The following is a 20,468-nucleotide window of genomic DNA, read 5'->3' on the forward strand; positions in this document are numbered from 1 at the left end:
GCTCAAAGGTTTCCCAATTTATCAGATTGGCAAGTTTATACATTGGATGGGTGGGATTGAGCATGGATGCCAAGTCCCAAAACATTGATACCTGATGGGTGTTGGATGGAGATTTATACATTGTTGATTTGCAAGATTTTACTATGCAAAGATACAAAAACTTGTAGATATATACAAATAATAGAAAGGTTATTTTATTGATAATCAATAGGTTATTTACTTTTCAAGGGACGACTAACTATTCAGCAATAGTCACAACTCAATGCTATCAGCACCATCCTATCATTGTAGGATGGGAGGTGGCGTATGGCTATTGCTGAATAGTTACGCCCTTATCCCTGAAAACAAAAAAAGCAAAAAAAACTAAAACAAAAGAGTAAAATACCCATAACAAAACAAAATAACCTCAAATCCGCAACTAAGCCCTTGAACGTCCTTATTGCGTTTACACGTCCTCTCATTACTGAATTTGCAGATAATTTGAACTTGAAGCAACCACTTCTGCCTACAATATCCCCTTACCCCACAATGTGACTTGAGGCAATACACAATATCATTCCCATAAGTTGTAGGCATTATCCAAAATCAGTTTGGAAAACATCTGCGTAAGCATTATTACAGGTATAGATATTCAGCACATACCGCCTTGATGTCCTGATCCACTTGGCTGGTACAGAGATAAACCTGAAAACAAACGCTTTTATGCGACTTGTTGTATTGAGTCCGTACTTCTTTACGTCAAGTCTTTGAATAATGGCCTTGTAAAAGTTACGGATTATACCGACTATCAAATCGCCAATAACCGCCACGCCAGGGCGATAACCAAGGAACTTCTTGTATGTAGGCTTTGCATCATACTTCTCTGTCTCTATGAACTGGTGGTCGAAATCAACATCATACATCTCACCCTCTTTCAGTTGGTCAGATGCAAATTCGCCTTTAAGCACTCTTCTTTTTATCTGTTATAACTGTGTCAGACATAGCACTAAGCCAACATCCACAACTACCTATGTATCAACACAGTATCATCATCATTTCAAAAGCTTAGCTTTTACACGCTAATAGGTTAGCTTTTGCAATGCAATTGGTTAGCTTTTACAATGCAAAAGCTAAGCTTTTTAAGTGCAGATAATAAAATATTAGTTTTGTAGATTCAAAGCTCTTTACTAACATACAGAAAACTCATAAAAAAAGAGTTGATGCCAAAGCACCAACTCTCATCATATCTTTCAATATTTGTATCTATCTGCAATTCTTTAAATGATGCCTTCTTCCTTGAAAATGCGTTTTAGTATTTCCACTCCTCGTTCCACTTGCTCTTTCGTATGAGTTGCCATCAGAGCAAAACGTACCAAAGTGTCTTGTGGTGCACAAGCAGGAGGGATAACCGGATTAATGAATACGCCGGCTTCATACGCCAATTTTGTTACAATGAAAGTCTTATGAATATCTCGGACATATAAAGGGATAATCGGGCTTTCGGTGTCGCCTATTTCAAAGCCTTCTTCTCGAAAACGCTTCAGCGCGTAATTGGTTACAGCCCAAAGATGTTCCTGACGCTCAGGCTCATTTTGCATGATATGCAAAGCTTCTAACGCTGCGGCTGTCGCTGCCGGTGTGTTGCTGGCAGAGAAAATATATGTCCGACACGTATGGCGCAAAAAGTTGATTGTGTCTTTATCGGAAGCGATAAACCCACCTATTGAAGCCAAGCTCTTGGAAAATGTACCCATGATAAGATCAACATCATCAGTTACTCCAAAATAATCACAAACGCCCCTACCCTGTTTTCCGAAAACTCCCAATCCGTGAGCCTCATCAACCATGACCGAACAATTGTATTTATGCTTCAACTCTATTATATCAGGCAATTTTGCCAAATCGCCTTCCATGGAGAAAACACCATCTACAACTATGAGTTTAATCGCCTCCCGAGGGAGTTTCTGAAGCACTCGCTCCAAGTCTTGCATATCGTTGTGCTTATAATGCAATTGGGTGGCAAAACTTAAACGGCGACCATCAACTATACTTGCGTGGTCTCGATCATCACATATGATGTAATCGCCTCTTCCAACTACGACGGGAAGAACACCGGCATTGACGGAAAAACCTGTTGAAAAGCACAACGCTTCGTCCTTATTTTCAAACTCAGCAAGTTCTTTCTCTAACTGAACATGCAAATCCAATGTTCCATTTAAGAATCTGCTTCCGGCACAGCCAGACCCATATTTATCCATCGCTCGCTTTCCTGCTTCTATAACACGAGGATCATTGGGCAAGCCCGTATAGGCATTTGATCCAAACATCAATATGGAATGACCATTAATATCGATTACTTCTGTACCTTGTTTGCTGGTGATTTCGCGAAAATATGGATACACACCGGCATTTATGAATTTTTGCGGCTCACAGTATTTCTTGTACTTTTCTTGTAACTGTCCCATTATATTAATAAGGTGTAGCAGTGTAGCTACTTTAATATTAGGCTGCAAAGATACAAATTTTGAGCGATAAATGATACTTTTTATAAAGAAAACTGCCTTATAAAGGTTTTTTTGCTATTAAAAATTGACTAAACGATTATAAATGAGTAATTTTGTAATTTGGTTCTATATCATAATGTACTCTACCGCATGAAAAAGAAAATAATATTTATCATGAATCCTATTTCCGGCTCGGGAGATAAAGATTCCGTTCCAGAAATGATTGAAAAATACATAGACAAAGAGCAATTTGATTTCCATATTGAAACGACCAAATCAGCAGGACATGCAACAGAAATCGCCAAAAAAGCTGTCAACGAGAATATAGATATCGTTGTTGCCGTAGGGGGAGACGGAACCGTGAACGAAGTGGGCAGAGCTTTGGTGCAAACCCATACCGCACTCGGGATTATACCTTTAGGCTCCGGCAACGGACTTGCCAGGCATCTTGCCATACCGCTCAATATTAAAAAAGGTCTTGACATTCTTAACCAATGCAAAATAAAAGAATTGGACTATGGAATTATTAATGGGACGCCATTCTTCTGTACTTGCGGAATGGGCTTCGACGCGTTTATATCCATGAAGTTCGCGGAAGCAGGAAGACGAGGAATGATTACATACGTTCAAAAAGTATTGGAAGAGGGGCTGAGATACAAACCACAAATCTACGAGATAGAAGATGATGAAGGCGTCCATCGTTACAAAGCTTTCCTTATTTCTGTAGCCAATGCTTCACAATATGGTAATAATGCTTACATTGCGCCACAAGCGTCCATGAGCGATGGAAAATTAGATGTGATTATCATCCAACCATTCGATGTGCTGGAAGCATCGCAAGTGGCGATAGAGCTGTTTAACAAAACATTAGACAAGAATCTTAAAATAAAGACATTCAGGGCAAAACATATTCGCATCCATAGAAATAAGGAAGGCGTTATCCATTATGATGGCGACCCAATAATGGCAGCAGCAGATATTGATATTTCCATGGTTCATAAGGGAATCAGAATTGTAGTAAATCCGGAGGACGACAAAAGTCAGCGACAGCCCAACATCATCCAGAACGCGTTCTCGGAACTATTTTCAAACATTGATTTAATCCGCAGCAACATTACCAAACAAGGGAGAAAAGTTCAAGCTCTCAATAAAACTCTCCTTAGAAAATTAAATAGGTAAATGGGATTTACATTTAAACAATTCCACATTGAACAAGATCATTGTGGAATGAAAGTTGGAACTGATGGCGTGTTGCTCGGTGCTTGGGCAAAAGGAGGAAAAAAAATACTCGACATTGGAACCGGTACGGGGCTTATTGCGCTCATGATGGCACAAAGACACCCAAAAGCTCTAATAGAAGCGGTTGAGATAAACTCTACCGCAGCAGAACAAGCGGAAAAGAATTTTGAACACTCGCCATTCAAGAAAAGGATAATACTACATAAGGAATCACTACAACAGTTTTACGAAAAAATGACTTCGCAAAACCTTTTGGAGCACTATGATGCTATCGTCAGCAACCCACCGTTTTTCATTAATTCAATGAAAAATTCAGAACAAAACAAGTCAATGGCAAGACATGCCGATACACTGCCTTACCAAGACTTAATGAAGTGTGGTGAGCGACTACTCCATCCGAATGGAACCTTTTCCTTAATTGTTCCAATTGACTGCAAAGATAAACTTGAATCAGAAGCTGTATTTAATGGTTTTACAATTAGTAAAATTGTTTACTTAAAGACGAAGATGAATAAAGTGACAAGGCGAATATTGGTTGAGTTCAAGAAGAAAAGTGAAGGGTTTGACATAGAATGGCAATGCTTGATGGATGAACAAAATAACAAGTCGGATTGGTACAAGAATTTAACGAAAGAATTTTACATTAAGTAGGATGCACAATATTTTCCGTTATGTATTATTAAGATTTAACTAACAATAATCACTATCCTCTTTCATTTTTATTTATTACTTTTGCAAGTCAAATTATTAAAGAAAATCTGATGAATCCAAATAATTCCATACAAATGTTCGCAGACTATGAAGGCGAACTACCAGAATTGGACGTGAAGATAGAAGGCGATATTCCCGTTTTCGTTACTCGCAATCTCGTAATGTTTCCGGGTGTTTTAATGCCTGTGCTCGTAGGAAGAAAAGCAACCCTCAAGTTAGTGAAATATCTTGAGAGTAATCCCAAAGCCATTTTTGCGGTAATGAGCCAAAAAGACGGCAATATAGAAGAGCCACAGGAACAAGACTTATACCACACAGGAGTATATGCCCGATTGGTGAGGGCTTTTGATATGCCCGGAAGTAACGATAGTGAGAGCAGAACAGCCATACTACAAGGTCTTGGACGCTGTAAGCTGGAATCCATAATAACAGACACACCGTTCATGAAAGGAATCGTGAAATCCATCCCTGATGAGCTTGTCAGCAGAAAAGACAAAGAGTTTATCACGGCTGTAAATGACATGAAAATAACAGCCAAGGAATACATTCACGGTAGCGAAGAGATTCCAGACGACACACAATTTGCATTGGATAACATTGCCAATCCTGTTGTTTCCGTAAACTATATTTGCGCAAATATGCCTTTCAGCGTATCGGACAAAATTCATTTATTGGAAGAAGAATCCATCAAGGATCGTTTGTTCAGACTCATGAAGATATTGAACAGAGAGATACAATTCCAACATTTGAGACAGACCATTCGCTCAAAAACGAGAGAAGATCTCGATGAGCAACAACGCGAATACTTTCTGCATCAGCAAATAAAGAATATTCAAGAAGAATTGGGCGATGGAGAGTCGGCACCTGAGAAAAAGGAACTTTTGGAGAAGGCAGCCACAAAAAAATGGAATGAAGAAATAGAACAAACATTCAAGAAAGAGTTTGACAAGCTAAATACACTAAACCCACAAAGCCCGGATTATAGTGTTCAGGTGAATTATTTGCAAACCATGGTAAATCTTCCATGGAATGAGTACACCAAGGATGATTTGGATCTGCGGAGAGCCAGAAGAGTACTTGACAGAGATCATTACGGAATGGAAAAAGTAAAAGATCGCATTCTTGAATATATGGCAGTACTCAAACTGAAAGGAAACATGAAGTCCCCGATTATTTGTCTCTATGGACCACCGGGTGTTGGAAAGACAAGTCTCGGAAAGAGCATAGCAGAATCAATGAAGAGAAAATATGTCAGAATGTCATTGGGAGGTTTGCATGATGAGGCAGAAATCAGGGGACATAGGCGTACATACATTGGTGCTATGCCGGGGAGAATAGTAAAGAATATACAGAAAGCGGGATCATCGAACCCAGTTTTCATTCTTGACGAGATTGATAAGGTTACTCAAAATACGATTAATGGAGATCCATCATCGGCTTTATTGGAGGTATTAGACCCGGAACAAAACAATGCCTTTCATGATAACTATCTGGATTTGGACTACGATTTATCGAAAGTTCTTTTCATTGCTACGGCAAACGATCTTAACACTATTCCCAAGCCATTGCTTGACCGTATGGAAATCATCGAAGTCTCGGGCTATATCACTGAGGAAAAAATCGAAATTGCGAAAAGGCATTTGTTCCCTAAGGAACTGACAAATACCGGACTTGACATTTCAAACCCAAAATTGAAATTCACAAAAGCTGCTTTGGAAAAAATCATCGAGAGCTATACAAGAGAAAGCGGTGTAAGACAGCTTGAGAAACAAATAAATAAAGCGTTGCGCAAACTGGCTTACAAACAAGCCATGGATCAAATGTTGCCTTATGAAAGAATTACCCCTATTGAATTGGAAGACTTGTTGGGCAAACCACCTTTCTATCGCGACATTTACCAAGGAAATGATTATGCTGGAGTTGCAACAGGTTTGGCATGGACAAGCGTAGGTGGAGAGATACTTTTTATAGAAACTTCTCTCTCAAAAGGTAAAGCAGGAAAACTAACATTGACAGGAAACCTTGGGGATGTGATGAAAGAATCTGCCATCATTGCTCTTGAGTATGTAAAAGCTCATATCGATACCCTAAAAGTGGATTATCGCATTTTCGAGCAATGGAATATTCATATTCATGTGCCGGAAGGTGCAACACCTAAAGATGGACCTTCCGCAGGCATTACCATAGCAACAAGTATAGCATCGGCTCTGACACAAAGAAAAATCAGAAAGAACATTGCGATGACCGGAGAAATCACCCTTCGCGGTAAAATACTACCGGTTGGAGGTATAAAAGAAAAGATCCTTGCGGCGAAACGTGCCGGTATCACGGACATCATCATGTGCAAAGAGAATAAAAAGGATATTGAGGAAATACCGGAAAAATATCGTCAAGGGGTGATATTCCATTATGTGGAAAATGTAAATCAAGTATGGGAATTAGCCTTAACAGATGAGATGGTGCAAAACCCTTTGGACTTAACAGTAAAAGAAGAAGTGAAAACAAACAAGAGCGTGAATGAAATTTGAACTTCTGAAAACAGATAACTGTAGTGATGCCAGAACAGGCATCATTACAACTGACCATGGAAAAATAAAGACCCCTATTTTCATGCCCGTTGGAACTGTGGGAACAGTAAAAGGGGTTCATTTTTCAGAACTTATTGAGCAGATAAAAGCCCAGATTATTCTTGGAAACACCTACCATTTATATCTCCGTCCCGGATTAGAAATCTTAAAAGAAGCTGGAGGACTGCATCAATTCAATGGATGGAAAAAGCCCATACTGACTGATTCGGGCGGATTTCAAGTGTTTTCACTCACAGGGATAAGGAAATTATCTGAAGAAGGATGCGAATTTCGTAGTCACATAGATGGCTCAAAGCATTTCTTCACACCGGAAAGTGTCATTGATACGGAACGAATAATTGGCGCAGATATCATGATGGCTTTCGATGAATGTCCACCCGGAAAGAGCGATTACAGCTATGCAAGGCAAAGTTTGGAGCTTACACAACGTTGGCTCGATCGCTGTTTGACACGTTTCCACATGACCAAGCCTTTATACGGCTATAATCAGAGCTTGTTTCCCATTGTGCAAGGATGCACTTACAAAGACTTGAGAAGCGAGGCAGCCAAATTCATTGCTGACAAAAACGCAGACGGCAATGCTATTGGCGGTTTAGCAGTCGGTGAGCCTGTAGATGTGATGTACGAAATGATAGAAGTTGTAAACGCTATACTTCCTAAGGATAAGCCCAGATACCTAATGGGAGTGGGAACCCCACAAAACATTTTAGAAGGTATTGAGCGTGGTGTGGATATGTTCGATTGCGTAATGCCAAGCCGAAATGGTAGGAATGCCATGCTGTTTACTTATGAGGGTACTTTGAACCTGCGCAACAAGAAATGGGAAGCGGATTTTAGTCCGCTTGATTCCAATGGATGCGAAATTGATAAAATCACCAGTAAAGCCTATCTGCATCATCTTTTTAAGGCCGGTGAACTGCTCGCCATGCAAATAGCAAGCATTCATAATTTGGCATTCTATCTCCGTTTAGTAACAGACGCACAAAATCATATTGAGAAAGGAGACTTCACGAAATGGAAATCTTCCGTAATTGATCAGTTAGGTAGAAGAATTTAAGAACGCTTCAGATGAATAAGCAATTCCGAAATATCAAACATATTGCAAAGAATAAAAAGATATTGTCTTGTGCAAGCTCATTTTGGAGTTGGCTGAAACGAGTCTTTCCCATAATAAGAAAAAGATCTGGATGGCTAAATCCCAAACGATATTTAAGTATTCTCGACTGGTATATCATAAAGAAATTCATAGGAACTTATATTTTCTCCATCGTTCTGATCATCTCCATTGCCATTGTATTTGATTTTAATGAAAACCTCTCCAAGTTCACACAATATCATGCCCCCATGCATGCAATTATTTTCGATTTTTATGCGAACTTCATTCCTTATTATTCCAACCTCTTTTCACCTCTGTTTGTCTTTATATCCGTAATATTCTTTACTTCAAAACTCGCCGGGAATTCAGAGATTATTGCCATGATGGCAGCCGGGGTTTCCTTTAAGCGACTCATGCGCCCTTACATGATTACTTGTATTCTCATTGCAAGCCTCACGTATTATCTGAACAGTTCTGTTATTCCCCATGGCACGATTATTCGACAGAATTTTGAAAATCTTTATAGAAATAGTAAAAGAAGTTCTTCTGCCGAGAATGTACAATTACAAGTAGCCAAGAATACGGTGGCATATATCCAACATTACGATAACGATTACAAGAGGGGGTATGGATTCTCATTAGACCGATTTGAGAATAAGAAGTTAGTTAATCACATGACAGCAACCGAAATTCAATATGATACCGTTTCCGACTCAAAGTTTCATTGGAAAGCAACCAACTGGAAGATAAGAAAGCTAAAAGGACTTAAAGAACACATAACAAGCGGTAGCGAGATAGATACGGTTATATTGATGGAACCGACCGATTTGGTTTATTCAAAAGGGCAACAAGAGACCTTTACATCACCGGAGTTATTAGAATATATCTCTAAACAAACCAGTCGCGGCTCAGGTAATGTTGTCCAATATGAAGTAGAATATCATAAACGCATCGCCATGTCATTTTCATCCTTTATACTTACAATAATTGGACTTTCATTATCTTCAAGAAAGAGGAAAGGTGGTATGGGAATGTATTTGGGAATAGGCTTGGCACTTAGTGTTGGATATATATTGTTACAAACAATTTCATCAACATTTGCCATCAACGCTAATACGCCACCGATATTAGCGGCATGGATACCAAACATTATTTTCGCTGTCATAGCATACTTTTGCTACCGACATGCACCAAACTAAAATATTTATATTATAACAACCCTTTGCGACGAAGGGAAACAAAAAAGAAACTATGGAATTTGAAAGTTTAGATTTAAATGATAACGTGTTAGACGCACTTTATGACATGCACTTCGAAGAATGTACACCTGTTCAAGAAAATTGTATTCCGGAAATATTGAGAGGAAAGGATGTTCTCGGTGTGGCGCAAACCGGCACCGGTAAGACAGCAGCTTATTTGTTACCCATTCTCTCGAAGCTGGCGGATGGACATTATCCTTCTGACGCAATTAACTGCGTAATCATGTCGCCAACAAGAGAGTTAGCACAACAAATTGACCAAGCCATTCAAGGCTTTTCCTACTATCTTGATGATGTATCATGTGTACCAGTTTATGGTGGTAATGATGGAAATCGATATGACCAAGAACTTAAAAGTCTGACATTGGGAGCCGACATTGTTATCGCTACCCCCGGAAGATTTATCTCACATATATCATTAGGAAATGTCGATCTCTCAAAAGTTAGTTTTTTTATTCTTGATGAGGCAGACCGGATGCTTGACATGGGTTTCTCCGATGATATCATGACAATTGCAAAAAAACTACCAAAAGAATGTCAAACCATCATGTTTTCGGCAACTATGCCTAATAAGATAGAAGATTTGGCAAAAAGTCTCTTAAAAAACCCTTCCATCATCAAATTGGCGGTAAGCAAACCGGCAGAGAAGATACAGCAAGCGGCATACATCTGCCATGAAAGCCAGAAAATTGGCATTATAAAGGATATATTCAAATCAGGCAATCTGAAAAGAGTCATCATTTTTTCTGGTTCCAAGCAAAAAGTTAAACAAATTGCGATGTCGCTCAACCAGAAGCACATTAATTGCGGTCAGATGCACTCAGACCTTGAACAGGCGGAACGAGACGAAATGATGTTTAAATTTAAGAGTGGGCAAATTGATGTTCTCGTAGCAACCGATATTCTTGCGCGAGGCATTGACATAGATGATATAACGATGGTCATCAACTATGATGTTCCACATGACGCAGAAGACTATGTACACCGTATCGGACGAACAGCAAGAGCCGACAAGGATGGCGTAGCGATTACTTTCGTTAATGATGCCGATATTTTTTTCTTTCAGCAAATAGAAAAATTTCTTGGCAAAGAAGTTGAAAAGGTCTCCCTACCTGAAGGATTGGGAACCGGCCCGGAATATGTCAGCAAGGGGAAAGCCAAAACCACAGCAAAAAATCGTCGGAGAAAAGACAGAGACCATCAAAGCCATAAAGACAAAAAAGTTCGGAATGGAAAAGAAAGAAATTCCCGGAATAATAATAAACCGGATATGGCGGAAGCCGTTTCTCCCAATCAACAAGAAAATGAAAAAAGACGGAAAAACAATGAGCAAGGTAAAGCAGAAAGCCGAAAGAGCAACGAGAACGTAACAAGCCCCAAGCACTCAACAAAAGCAAAGAATCAAAATAAGTACAGCTCGCAACAAGAAAAGGACACAGGGCGAAAAAGAAAGAATGTTGCGAATGGCAAACAAACGAGCAATAACAACCAAACAAGCAAAAAACACAGCCGGAAAAAGAACACTCATACTGCCGCTTCGCAACCACGCAAGAGCTCTAAATATCAAATAAGAGAAGAACTTAACGCACTCGACAAACCTAAAACAGGTATAAAATCGCTTATCAAAAAGCCATTGAAGTGGCTTGGAATATTAAAGAAAAAATAAATATAAACGCTATATTCCTATTGTGAAAACATGATTAACGCGCAGGATAATCAAAAGAGTATCCTGCGCGTTTTCGTTATTACCGTTCGCATGAAATCAAGTGAATCGGTAAACCAACTATGCTTCAAAAGAGAAAAATCCATAATCAATAAGATTTTATACTTCGCTGCTTGTGCATATCAGCTTTTTTTAGTATTTTTGCAGTTGATTTATAGCGTTTTATATAAAAACCAGAACAACAAAACATAAAATATATTTATGAGTAAACAAACTGAAAAGATAAAAGAACTCGTAGCAAAAAGAGAGCAAGCTCGACTCGGCGGCGGTGAGAAAGCCATAGATAAACAGCATGCTCGAGGTAAATATACCGCACGTGAGCGCATAGAGATGCTGGTGGACAAAGGAAGCTTTGAGGAATATGATATGTTCAAACTTCATCGCTGTCATAACTTCGGCATGGAAAAGAAGCAATACTTCGGCGATGGAGTGGTTGCCGGATCAGCAACTGTCGATGGACGTTTGGTATATGTTTATGCACAAGACTTTACAGTAAACGGAGGCTCGCTTTCAGAAACAATGGCTCAAAAGATATGCAAGATTATGGACATGGCCATGACCAATGGAGCCCCTGTCATCTGCATGAACGACTCCGGTGGAGCAAGAATACAAGAGGGCATTTCCTCATTGGCAGGATATGCCGAAATCTTTGAACGGAACATTCTCGCTTCGGGTGTTATCCCACAGATTTCAAGTATATTAGGACCGTGTGCCGGCGGAGCGGTCTATTCTCCTGCCCTCACCGATTTTATCATCATGAAGGAGCAAACCAGCTACATGTTCCTAACAGGTCCAAAAGTGGTGAAGACCGTAACAGGTGAAGATATCGACGCGGAACATTTGGGAGGTGCTTCCGTACACTCAACGAAAAGCGGTGTAACCGGATTCACGGCAAAAACCGAAGAAGAGGCGATGGAAATCATCAAAACTTTGCTTTCGTATATTCCATCCAACAACCAAGAAGAAGCACCACGAGCTGAATGTAACGACCCGATTAATCGCAAAGAAGACTTGCTGAATGAAATTATCCCCGATGATCCGAATCAGGCATACGATATGTACAAGGTAGTCAAGGCTATCACTGATAACGGTGAGTTCTTTGAAGTACAGCCCAAGTTTGCCAAGAACATCATCACAGGCTTCGCACGCTTCAATGGACAGAGTGTTGGCATCGTTGCGAATCAACCGGCTGCATACGCCGGTGTGCTTGATACCAACGCAAGTAGAAAAGGAGCACGCTTCGTACGCTTTTGCGATGCTTTCAACATTCCTATCGTTTCACTCGTTGATGTTCCGGGATTCCTTCCCGGTACAGGTCAGGAATATAACGCTGTCATCCTACATGGTGCTCAATTGCTTTATGCTTACGGAGAAGCGACAGTTCCCAAAATCACTATTACGCTCCGCAAAAGCTATGGTGGATCGCACATTGTCATGGGATGCAAGCAGTTGCGTTCAGACTTGAATTTTGCATGGCCGAGTGCCGAGATAGCCGTAATGGGCGCATCAGGTGCAGTTGCCGTTCTTTGTGGAAAAGAAGCCAAAAAGATAAAGGAAGAAGGTGGCGATGTGAAAGCTTTCCTTGCGGAAAAAGAAGAAGAATACACAGAAAAATTCGCGAATCCGTACCAAGCAGCACAATTTGGATACATTGATGACATAATTGAGCCACGCAACACACGTTTTCGCATTTGCCGGGGATTGGCACAACTCGCTAACAAGAAAATGAGCCTACCCGCAAAAAAACACGGCTGTATGCCGATGTAAACCAAAAATAAACACGGAAGTAATGGATAAAAACAAATTTGCGGCTATTGCCATGGCACTCTATGAATATGCCGGAAACAACGTTCACGATAATGAGTCGGGGATTATTACCATAAAGCCCAAGCAGACATTGTGGAGCGCAAAGTTTGAGATTATGACTAAGAAACCATAAGACAAATGAAAGAATTTAAATATACAATAGACAATAAAGATTATAAGGTCGAAATAGACAATATCAGCGATGATTTTATTGCTGATATCAAAGTGAATGGTGAGGAGTTCAAAGTCCAAATGGAAAAACCTTCGGAACCTGAGTCAAAGAAAGTGGAGTTGGGCAAGCCTGTTGCGGACGATAATGAAAAATCTGAAGCGACAGCAGTGAACATCAACGCGGTGAATGCCGTGAAAGCTCCGCTTCCGGGTACGATCACCTCTGTGGAAGTCTCGATAGGGCAAGACGTGAAAGCGGGGGACACATTGGTCGTTTTGGAAGCAATGAAGATGCAGAATAACATCGAAGCTGAAAAAGACGGTAAAGTTACCGCAATTGCAGTAAAGGTAGGACAAGCTGTTTTAGAGGATGAACCACTGGTCGTAATAGAGTAAATCTGAAATCCATGGAACAAGATAAATCCGGTAAAACGAATTTACAATAAGTACCTATTTCTTTCAATTCATATATCCCTGAATTACAACAAGATATAAGGATGAAACCAAAAGCTTACCTTTTACCATCCAAAAGATAAGCTTTTGGATGGTAAAAGGTAAGCTAACGCGAAACAAAACCATAGCTTTTACAAAACCGATGTCAAATAGGTTTACATTTCGATGAAGTCTCTGTGAGAAAATCGATGGGAAAATACGATTTAACACTATTTCCACAAACCAACATAAAACAATAAAGTCTTGCCAAATTCTTATTTAGCAAGACTTTATTTGATTTTTACAGCCGTCGTTTTACACAATGCGATTTTGATCATCAGGGAAAACTATGGCGGGGCGAAACATCTTGGCAGCCTCAAAATCCATTAACGCATAGCTTATGATTATGACAATATCGCCCACTTGCGCCTTTCTCGCAGCAGCACCATTCAAGCAAACACAACCGGAGCCTCGCTCTCCTTTGATGATATAGGTCTCGAAACGTTCGCCATTATTATTATTCACTACCTGTACCTTTTCTCCGGCTATCAGGTTGGCAGCATCCAACAAATCCTCATCTATCGTAATACTACCTATATAATTAAGGTTAGCCTCCGTAACCTTAACGCGGTGTAACTTACTTTTCAGAACCTCTATCTGCATTTTAACCTCTATATTTGATATGATCTATTAAACGTATGGGAGTATGTCCGCAATAAACCGTAATACACCCCACTATATAATTACTTTGACTCCACGACGTTACAGGCAAGAGAGAGCCCCCATCCACAATTTCAAAATATTCCACTTCCAAGCCATCAATGGAATTGATGTCCGCAACCACTCTATCGTGTAACTCGTTCACGGATAACTTTTCGATTAATTCAGTACTATCCTTTAGAATCCTATAAATATTGGGAGCGATTGTCCGCTCCTCCGATGTTAAAAGGGTATTTCTGGAGCTTTTTGCCAAACCATCTTCATCGCGAATTATCGGACATTCCACAATTCTAATCTCCATGTTGATATAGTCCACCAAACGCTTTATCACGGCAATCTGCTGCCAATCTTTTTCTCCAAAATAAGCTCGCTGCGGACGAACGACATAGAATAATCTGCTAACAACTTGACAAACGCCATTGAAATGACCCGGACGCTTTGCTCCCTCCATCACCGTGGTTTGTGGCGGAAAATTAAAAATTCGCTCATCGGGCATGGGATACATTTCTTCAACTGTTGGAGCAAACACTATATCAGCACCGCAATCTTCAAGTAGTTTACAATCAGCCTTCAAAGTTTGCGGATAGCGTGCCAAATCATCTTTATCGTTAAACTGTGTCGGATTAAGAAAAATGGAAACAACCGTTACAGCATTTTCCTTCACGCTGCGCCTCACAAGCGAAGCATGCCCCTCATGCAAAGCACCCATGGTTGGAACCAGACCAATTTCTTTCTTTTCCTTACGAATGAGAAAAAGCTCATTCTGCAAATCAACTACTTTTTCGAAAACTTTCATGACTATTGAATATTATTCGTGTGCAAAGTAACAACAAATTTATCTAAATATCTAATGATAATCTAAAAATATGCGAATTATATTGGGTTTTAACATGTTTTCGGAAAGAAGAGAACCAAAAGCCAACTTTTTTTATTACCTTTGCATGAAGTAAATTTATTTGAGCATGGGAAAGAAAGTATTATTCATAAATCAAGAAATCACACCATACGTTCCTGAAACGGAAATGTCGCTTTTTGGATGTGAGATGCCGAACAAGATGCAGGAAGCAGGCTTTGAGATACGTACATTCATGCCTAAATGGGGTACCATCAACGAACGACGCGGACAACTGCACGAAGTAATACGCTTGTCGGGCATGAACTTAATAATCGACGATACGGATCACCCATTAATTATCAAAGTCGCAAGCATTCCACAAACGCGAATACAAGTTTATTTCATTGACAATGAAGACTATTTCCAAAAGCGTTCGGCAATGACAAAAGATGAGTTAGGGAACGACTACCCAGATAATGGTGAAAGAGCCATATTCTTCGCGAGAGGAGTTTTGGAAACTGTAAAAAAACTTCGGTGGACACCGGATATCATCCACTGTCAAGGATGGATGTCGGCTGTAATCCCATTCTATGTAAAAACAGCATACCACGATGAGCCACAATTCACGAATTCCAAAGTAATAACTTCGCTCTTTTCCGAACAACCCCATGATGACTTCGGAACGAATTTTAAAAGATGTTTGGAATTTAGAAACTCCAAGGCAAGCATGCTAAAAAAATACGGAGATAAGTTTGATTTTATGGAACTGGGGAAACTTGCCATAGATTATTCTGACGGCATTATCGAAACCAGCGACAACGTGAATTCTGACCTAATGGAATATGCGAAGAAGGCTGATAAAAACATCCTTTCCCAACCCATTCCTGACCAAGAGATAAAAGATAAATACACAGAGTTCTACAACAACTTACTTGGATGAAAGTAAAATTATTATTAGTTAGTGCTATCCTGATGGGAATGACACTGACATCTTGCGATGAAACCACAGAAATGATTGGCGGTTCGCTGATAGACAATGTTGACAAACTTGTAGTGGACGCAGACACTTTCAACGTTTCATCGAAAAGCATATTGGCAAAAGACATTATCGCGCGTTCAGCTCAAGGTTATTTGGGAAGTATGAGGGACAAAGAGTCGGATTTGACAGTCACAGCGAATTTTATGACTCAATTTCACGTCCTATCCAATTACGAAATTCCGGAAGAGGACAAAATTACAAGTCGTGATGCAAACAATCAAATCATTGCCGACTCATGTGAAATCAAATTATATTATTCTAAGTTCTATGGAGACTCCTTGTCGCAGATGAAACTGACGACATACGAACTTTCAAAGCCCATTGAGGAAGGGAATATTTATTATGCCGACTTCGACCCAAAAACCAAAGGTTATGTACGCTCAGATGGTATTAAGGTTAAACAAACCTATACGCTATCCGATCAAACGACACCGGACAGTATCCGTTTGTCAAAGAATTTCTCGCCTGCCATTACTATTAATTTAAATAGAAGTTATACAGATAAAGAGGGAAAAAGCTACAATAATTATGGAACGTACCTGATGAGAAAGTATTTTGAGAATACTAAATCTTTTCGAAATCCATATTTGTTCTTGCACGATATTTGCCCGGGCTTTTATTTTGAAATAACGAATGGCATAGGGGCAATCGCTAAAATCAACGCAGCGCAGATAAATATATTCTTCAAATACAAAAATGGGGAAACAAGTAAATCGGTAAATACGAATTTAATCAGTACGGAAGAAGTTCTACAGATGACAAATTTTGATGTCAGTACGACAAGACTTCAACAATTAGCGTCCGAATCTGATCATACCTATCTTAAAACGCCGGTAGGTTTGTTCACCGAATTGACCCTTCCTATTGACAATATAAAAGCAAAACATGAAAATCAGGATGTCAATTCAGCTAAGATTGAACTAAAGTGTATGAACAGGTTAGAGAACTCTAACTACAAATTGGATGTTCCACAAAATGTAATTATGCTTCCGGCGGATAGTCTGACAGCCTTTTTCTCAAATAAGCACATTGCTGATAATAAAACATCGTTTTTGGCAACATATAACTCAAAGACGAATAGTTACACTTTCAACAACATTGCCGGAATTGTAAACCTATTCATCCAACAAAAAGCTTCACAGGCAATGAGCGAAAAGTGGGGAAAAGTAGTTGTCGTTCCCGTAGAATTAGAAACAGCTAAAATCAAAGATGACAAGGTTGTGATAACAAAAATATCTCATTACATGGGATTGACCGGAGTGAAACTTCTTGGAAACGATAATATCAATAGCATCAAGATATCAGTAATCTACAACAAGTTTAACAATGGCAGATAATTTTTTAGAGAAACACTACGAAGAATATCAAGTCAAAAAAGCAGAGTGGTTACGAAAAAAGAAACATATCGGCAATAAGATTCCAAAAGTAAAAATAAACAAACCGGAAGATGAAGCACTATAAGAATAGCGGGAATGCAGATGTATTCCCGCTATTTTGGCATACCATTTGCACTCATGTCATTGCACTGACAAGAATTGTAAAGTAAATAAGAAAAGAAAAAAGGACTATGATAAATCAATTTTCCCCAAAAGTATCAGAAGTACTCTCCTTTAGCAGAGAGGAAGCAGAGCGACTCGCGAGTACGTCGGTAGGTCCCGAGCACATACTTCTTGCTATATTAAGAGAGAAGGCAGGTCCTATCTCCGACTTGTTTTCAAGACTACATCTTAATCTTGAAAACATTAAAAATCAATTAGAGGAAAAGGTGATAAACCAAAACGAGGGCAAAATGCTCATATCAACGGATATGCTTTTAAATGAAAAGGCAAACAACATATTGAAATTGGCAGTGTTGGAAGCCAGAAGCCAGCATATCCAGACGGTTGATGTACCACACTTATTGCTTGCCATCCTGCATGATAATGTAAATAATGGAGCAAAGGAAATTTTAGAAAACAACGACCTTGATTATAACACTGCTCTTATTTATCTCGGAACAAAAGCCGGACAGATACAAGATGGAATAGAAATGGCAGGTGAAGAAGAGGATGAGGCACCAGTACTGAACACGGGCAATCATTCCAATTCGCAGAGAACCACTCAAACCACCAGATCCAAATCGCAAACACCGGTATTGGACAATTTCGGAACCGACCTTACACAAGCTGCAGCCGAAGGTAAATTAGACCCTGTAGTAGGACGAGAGAAAGAAATCCTCAGAGTATGCGAGATTTTAGGCAGAAGAAAAAAAAATAATCCGATACTCATTGGAGAACCCGGCGTTGGGAAAAGTGCCATCGTGGAAGGACTCGCACAACTTATAGAAAAGCACCTCACGTCGCCCGTATTGTTCGGCAAACGTATGATTACGCTTGATATGACTGCCGTAGTAGCAGGGACCAAATATCGTGGACAATTTGAAGAACGCATCCGTGCACTCATCAAAGAAATAGAACAAAACCCTGACATCATCGTCTTCATTGACGAAATACACACACTTATAGGAGCCGGTTCTACACCGGGCTCCATGGACGCGGCAAATATATTAAAGCCGGCTCTTGCAAGAGGAACAATACAATGTATCGGTGCTACGACATTGGACGAATATCGCAATTCCATTGAAAAGGATGGAGCCTTGGAGCGTCGTTTCCAAAAGGTACTGATAGAACCAACCACAGACGATGAGACTCTGCAAATCCTTCAAAATATAAAAGGTCGCTACGAAGACCATCATTGTGTGAAATATTCAGATGAGGCACTAACGGCTTGCGTAAAACTCACCAACCGATATGTTACAGACAGAGCTTTTCCCGACAAGGCTATTGATGCAATGGACGAAGTAGGCTCTCGTGTACATCTGCAACATGCGGAAGTACCAAAGGAAATCCTTAATATTCAGAAAGAGATAGATTTGACACAGCAAAAGAAACAAGCCGCTGTGAGGAATCAAAACTTTGAGCTTGCTGCCAGTTACAGAGACCGACAAGCGGGGCTTGAAGCAAAGCTAAAAACGGCTAAAACGCAATGGGAAAATGGAGAGAACAATGAACGCGTGGAGGTAACGGAAAACCATGTGGCAGACATTGTGTCAATGATGTCAGGCGTACCGGTTCAGCGAATGCAAGAAAGTGAAGGCATCAGACTAAAAAACATGGCATCAGATTTGAAAAAAGAGGTGATAGCCCAAGATAAAGCCATTGAAAAGATGGTAAAAGCCATACAGCGAAACCGCATTGGTTTGAAAGATCCTAATCATCCCATTGGTGCGTTCATGTTTCTTGGTCCCACCGGTGTGGGAAAAACTTACTTGGCAAAGAAATTGGCTGAGATTATGTTTGGCTCATCAGACGCGCTCATCAGGATTGACATGAGCGAATATTCAGAAAGCTTCAATACATCAAGATTGATTGGCGCGCCTCCCGGATATGTGGGTTTTGAGGAAGGAGGACAATTGACAGAACAAGTCAGGCGACACCCCTACTCCATCGTGCTTTTGGACGAGATAGAAAAAGCACACGGAAATTTATTCAATATTTTGCTTCAGGTGCTTGACGAGGGAAGACTGACAGATGGCAACGGACGTCTCATAGATTTTCGCAATACCATCATCATCATGACCTCGAATGCCGGAACACGTCAATTAAAAGAATTTGGACAGGGTGTGGGTTTCAATGCCACGAACCTAAATGCGCTATCCCACAATGAGCAAGATAAAGAGCGCGCTCGTTCCATTATTCAAAAGAGCCTCAGCAGGCAATTTGCTCCGGAGTTCCTCAACCGCCTCGATGAAATCATTACATTCGACCAGCTTGATTTGACTGCCATCAAAAAGATTGTGGATATCGAATTAAGAGGTTTGTTCAAACGCGTAAAAGAATTGGGCTATGGCATGCAAATCACCGACAAGGCAAAAGAGTTTGTCGCTACAAAAGGCTATGATGTACAATATGGTGCTCGTCCATTAAAACGAGCCATACAAAACTACATCGAAGATGGAATCAGCGAGAAAATCCTTTCGGGAGATCTCAAACAAGGTGATGCCATAAACATTGAAAAAAATCCCAATGCGGAATCGCTTATCTTCAATCGCTTGCAACGCGAAAATGATAATGCCAACTCTTCGACAAAATAGGCATAGAGCATAAAAAGACATTAAATCCGGAAACCATTCCAACCTGACCGTCAAAGTTCAATAGAACTCGCGTCTCCCTTGAACGCATGACAAAACCCAAAAAGACGGCTGAGTTGAAATGGTTTCGTCATAGACGGATTCGTCATGTCATTATATTTCCAAATGTAAACTTTCAGTACCTACGCCATATCATTATCCAATGGTGTCCTAAATATGTCTTATACGGATTTAGCT

General features: G+C 40.0%; 16 protein-coding genes and 3 pseudogenes. 13 read left to right on the top strand and 6 right to left on the bottom strand.

Features of this window, described 5'->3' with window-relative positions:
• Positions 1 to 332 precede the first annotated feature (332 nt).
• The 4 genes and pseudogenes from ETF27_RS11585 to spt all read right to left on the bottom strand — a co-directional run bounded on the left by ETF27_RS11585 (position 333) and on the right by spt (position 2,444).
• Positions 333 to 563, bottom strand: a pseudogene (locus tag ETF27_RS11585) (hypothetical protein).
• Positions 564 to 575: 12 nt separating this feature from the next.
• Positions 576 to 791: pseudogene (locus tag ETF27_RS11835) on the bottom strand (IS1380 family transposase); the annotation flags it as partial.
• A pseudogene (locus ETF27_RS11840) lies at positions 783 to 917 on the bottom strand (IS1380 family transposase); the annotation flags it as partial. The pseudogenes ETF27_RS11840 and ETF27_RS11835, both read right to left, overlap by 9 nt.
• 339 nt (positions 918 to 1,256) lie before the next feature.
• Positions 1,257 to 2,444 carry a serine palmitoyltransferase gene (gene spt / locus ETF27_RS10345; protein ID WP_130828973.1) on the bottom strand — a complete coding sequence of 396 codons (1,188 nt, stop codon included), beginning with the start codon at positions 2,442 to 2,444 and terminating at the stop codon, positions 1,257 to 1,259.
• A gap of 189 nt (positions 2,445 to 2,633) precedes the next feature.
• Here spt and ETF27_RS10350 point away from each other — a divergent pair, with 189 nt between their 5' ends.
• The 9 genes from ETF27_RS10350 to ETF27_RS10385 all read left to right on the top strand — a co-directional run bounded on the left by ETF27_RS10350 (position 2,634) and on the right by ETF27_RS10385 (position 13,472).
• Positions 2,634 to 3,662, top strand: a complete 1,029-nt coding sequence (locus ETF27_RS10350; RefSeq protein ID WP_130828975.1) for a diacylglycerol/lipid kinase family protein — start codon at positions 2,634 to 2,636, stop codon at positions 3,660 to 3,662.
• Positions 3,663 to 4,373: a tRNA1(Val) (adenine(37)-N6)-methyltransferase gene (locus ETF27_RS10355; protein WP_130828977.1), complete on the top strand. Its 711-nt coding sequence runs from the start codon at positions 3,663 to 3,665 to the stop codon at positions 4,371 to 4,373.
• A gap of 110 nt (positions 4,374 to 4,483) precedes the next feature.
• A complete protein-coding gene (lon, locus tag ETF27_RS10360) occupies positions 4,484 to 6,961 on the top strand; it encodes an endopeptidase La (protein WP_130828979.1) in 2,478 nt (825 codons plus the stop codon).
• On the top strand, positions 6,951 to 8,078 hold the full coding sequence (gene tgt / locus ETF27_RS10365; protein ID WP_130828982.1) for a tRNA guanosine(34) transglycosylase Tgt: 1,128 nt from the start codon (positions 6,951 to 6,953) through the stop codon (positions 8,076 to 8,078). The genes lon and tgt overlap by 11 nt, the downstream gene beginning before the upstream one ends.
• An 11-nt stretch (positions 8,079 to 8,089) precedes the next feature.
• Complete coding sequence (locus ETF27_RS10370; protein ID WP_130828984.1) at positions 8,090 to 9,316, top strand: LptF/LptG family permease; 1,227 nt, start codon at positions 8,090 to 8,092, stop codon at positions 9,314 to 9,316.
• A 52-nt stretch (positions 9,317 to 9,368) separates the two neighbouring features.
• The gene (locus ETF27_RS10375) at positions 9,369 to 11,042 is read left to right on the top strand and encodes a DEAD/DEAH box helicase (RefSeq protein ID WP_130828986.1); all 1,674 of its coding nucleotides are present in this window, start codon (positions 9,369 to 9,371) and stop codon (positions 11,040 to 11,042) included.
• A 258-nt stretch (positions 11,043 to 11,300) separates the two neighbouring features.
• Positions 11,301 to 12,866 carry an acyl-CoA carboxylase subunit beta gene (locus ETF27_RS10380; protein WP_130828988.1) on the top strand — a complete coding sequence of 522 codons (1,566 nt, stop codon included), beginning with the start codon at positions 11,301 to 11,303 and terminating at the stop codon, positions 12,864 to 12,866.
• Between the two features lie 22 nt (positions 12,867 to 12,888).
• Positions 12,889 to 13,038: a hypothetical protein gene (locus ETF27_RS11345; protein WP_165444187.1), complete on the top strand. Its 150-nt coding sequence runs from the start codon at positions 12,889 to 12,891 to the stop codon at positions 13,036 to 13,038.
• A gap of 5 nt (positions 13,039 to 13,043) precedes the next feature.
• On the top strand, positions 13,044 to 13,472 hold the full coding sequence (locus tag ETF27_RS10385; protein WP_130828990.1) for an acetyl-CoA carboxylase biotin carboxyl carrier protein: 429 nt from the start codon (positions 13,044 to 13,046) through the stop codon (positions 13,470 to 13,472).
• 351 nt (positions 13,473 to 13,823) lie between these two features.
• Here ETF27_RS10385 and panD read toward each other — a convergent pair whose 3' ends face one another.
• The gene (panD, locus tag ETF27_RS10390; protein ID WP_130828992.1) at positions 13,824 to 14,171 is read right to left on the bottom strand and encodes an aspartate 1-decarboxylase; all 348 of its coding nucleotides are present in this window, start codon (positions 14,169 to 14,171) and stop codon (positions 13,824 to 13,826) included.
• A gap of 1 nt (position 14,172) precedes the next feature.
• Positions 14,173 to 15,024 (bottom strand): pantoate--beta-alanine ligase, encoded by an 852-nt coding sequence (panC, locus tag ETF27_RS10395; protein ID WP_130828995.1) that lies wholly within the window; start codon positions 15,022 to 15,024, stop codon positions 14,173 to 14,175.
• Between the two features lie 166 nt (positions 15,025 to 15,190).
• On the opposite strand from panC, the gene ETF27_RS10400 reads away from it, so the two are divergent.
• The 4 genes from ETF27_RS10400 to ETF27_RS10415 all read left to right on the top strand — a co-directional run bounded on the left by ETF27_RS10400 (position 15,191) and on the right by ETF27_RS10415 (position 20,234).
• A complete protein-coding gene (locus tag ETF27_RS10400) occupies positions 15,191 to 16,003 on the top strand; it encodes a glycogen/starch synthase (protein ID WP_130828997.1) in 813 nt (270 codons plus the stop codon).
• Positions 16,000 to 17,439 carry a DUF4270 domain-containing protein gene (locus ETF27_RS10405; protein WP_130828999.1) on the top strand — a complete coding sequence of 480 codons (1,440 nt, stop codon included), beginning with the start codon at positions 16,000 to 16,002 and terminating at the stop codon, positions 17,437 to 17,439. The genes ETF27_RS10400 and ETF27_RS10405 overlap by 4 nt, the downstream gene beginning before the upstream one ends.
• Positions 17,429 to 17,563 (top strand): dehydrogenase, encoded by a 135-nt coding sequence (locus ETF27_RS10410; protein WP_130829001.1) that lies wholly within the window; start codon positions 17,429 to 17,431, stop codon positions 17,561 to 17,563. The genes ETF27_RS10405 and ETF27_RS10410 overlap by 11 nt, the downstream gene beginning before the upstream one ends.
• 106 nt (positions 17,564 to 17,669) lie before the next feature.
• On the top strand, positions 17,670 to 20,234 hold the full coding sequence (locus ETF27_RS10415; RefSeq protein WP_130829003.1) for an ATP-dependent Clp protease ATP-binding subunit: 2,565 nt from the start codon (positions 17,670 to 17,672) through the stop codon (positions 20,232 to 20,234).
• The last annotated feature ends 234 nt before the right edge of the window (positions 20,235 to 20,468 follow it).

It is taken from the genome of Prevotella brunnea (genome assembly GCF_008016795.1).
Taxonomy (GTDB): Bacteria; Bacteroidota; Bacteroidia; order Bacteroidales; family Bacteroidaceae; genus Prevotella; species Prevotella brunnea.

Coding starts and splice junctions, on each gene's coding strand:
- ETF27_RS10375 (WP_130828986.1), top strand. CDS start 9,369: ATGGAATTTGAAAGTTTAGATTTAAATGATAACGTGTTAGACGCACTT.
- ETF27_RS10415 (WP_130829003.1), top strand. CDS start 17,670: ATGATAAATCAATTTTCCCCAAAAGTATCAGAAGTACTCTCCTTTAGC.
- ETF27_RS10355 (WP_130828977.1), top strand. CDS start 3,663: ATGGGATTTACATTTAAACAATTCCACATTGAACAAGATCATTGTGGA.
- panC (WP_130828995.1), bottom strand. CDS start 15,024: ATGAAAGTTTTCGAAAAAGTAGTTGATTTGCAGAATGAGCTTTTTCTC.
- spt (WP_130828973.1), bottom strand. CDS start 2,444: ATGGGACAGTTACAAGAAAAGTACAAGAAATACTGTGAGCCGCAAAAA.
- lon (WP_130828979.1), top strand. CDS start 4,484: ATGAATCCAAATAATTCCATACAAATGTTCGCAGACTATGAAGGCGAA.
- ETF27_RS10410 (WP_130829001.1), top strand. CDS start 17,429: ATGGCAGATAATTTTTTAGAGAAACACTACGAAGAATATCAAGTCAAA.
- ETF27_RS10380 (WP_130828988.1), top strand. CDS start 11,301: ATGAGTAAACAAACTGAAAAGATAAAAGAACTCGTAGCAAAAAGAGAG.
- ETF27_RS10350 (WP_130828975.1), top strand. CDS start 2,634: ATGAAAAAGAAAATAATATTTATCATGAATCCTATTTCCGGCTCGGGA.
- ETF27_RS10370 (WP_130828984.1), top strand. CDS start 8,090: ATGAATAAGCAATTCCGAAATATCAAACATATTGCAAAGAATAAAAAG.
- ETF27_RS11345 (WP_165444187.1), top strand. CDS start 12,889: ATGGATAAAAACAAATTTGCGGCTATTGCCATGGCACTCTATGAATAT.
- tgt (WP_130828982.1), top strand. CDS start 6,951: ATGAAATTTGAACTTCTGAAAACAGATAACTGTAGTGATGCCAGAACA.
- ETF27_RS10405 (WP_130828999.1), top strand. CDS start 16,000: ATGAAAGTAAAATTATTATTAGTTAGTGCTATCCTGATGGGAATGACA.
- panD (WP_130828992.1), bottom strand. CDS start 14,171: ATGCAGATAGAGGTTCTGAAAAGTAAGTTACACCGCGTTAAGGTTACG.
- ETF27_RS10385 (WP_130828990.1), top strand. CDS start 13,044: ATGAAAGAATTTAAATATACAATAGACAATAAAGATTATAAGGTCGAA.
- ETF27_RS10400 (WP_130828997.1), top strand. CDS start 15,191: ATGGGAAAGAAAGTATTATTCATAAATCAAGAAATCACACCATACGTT.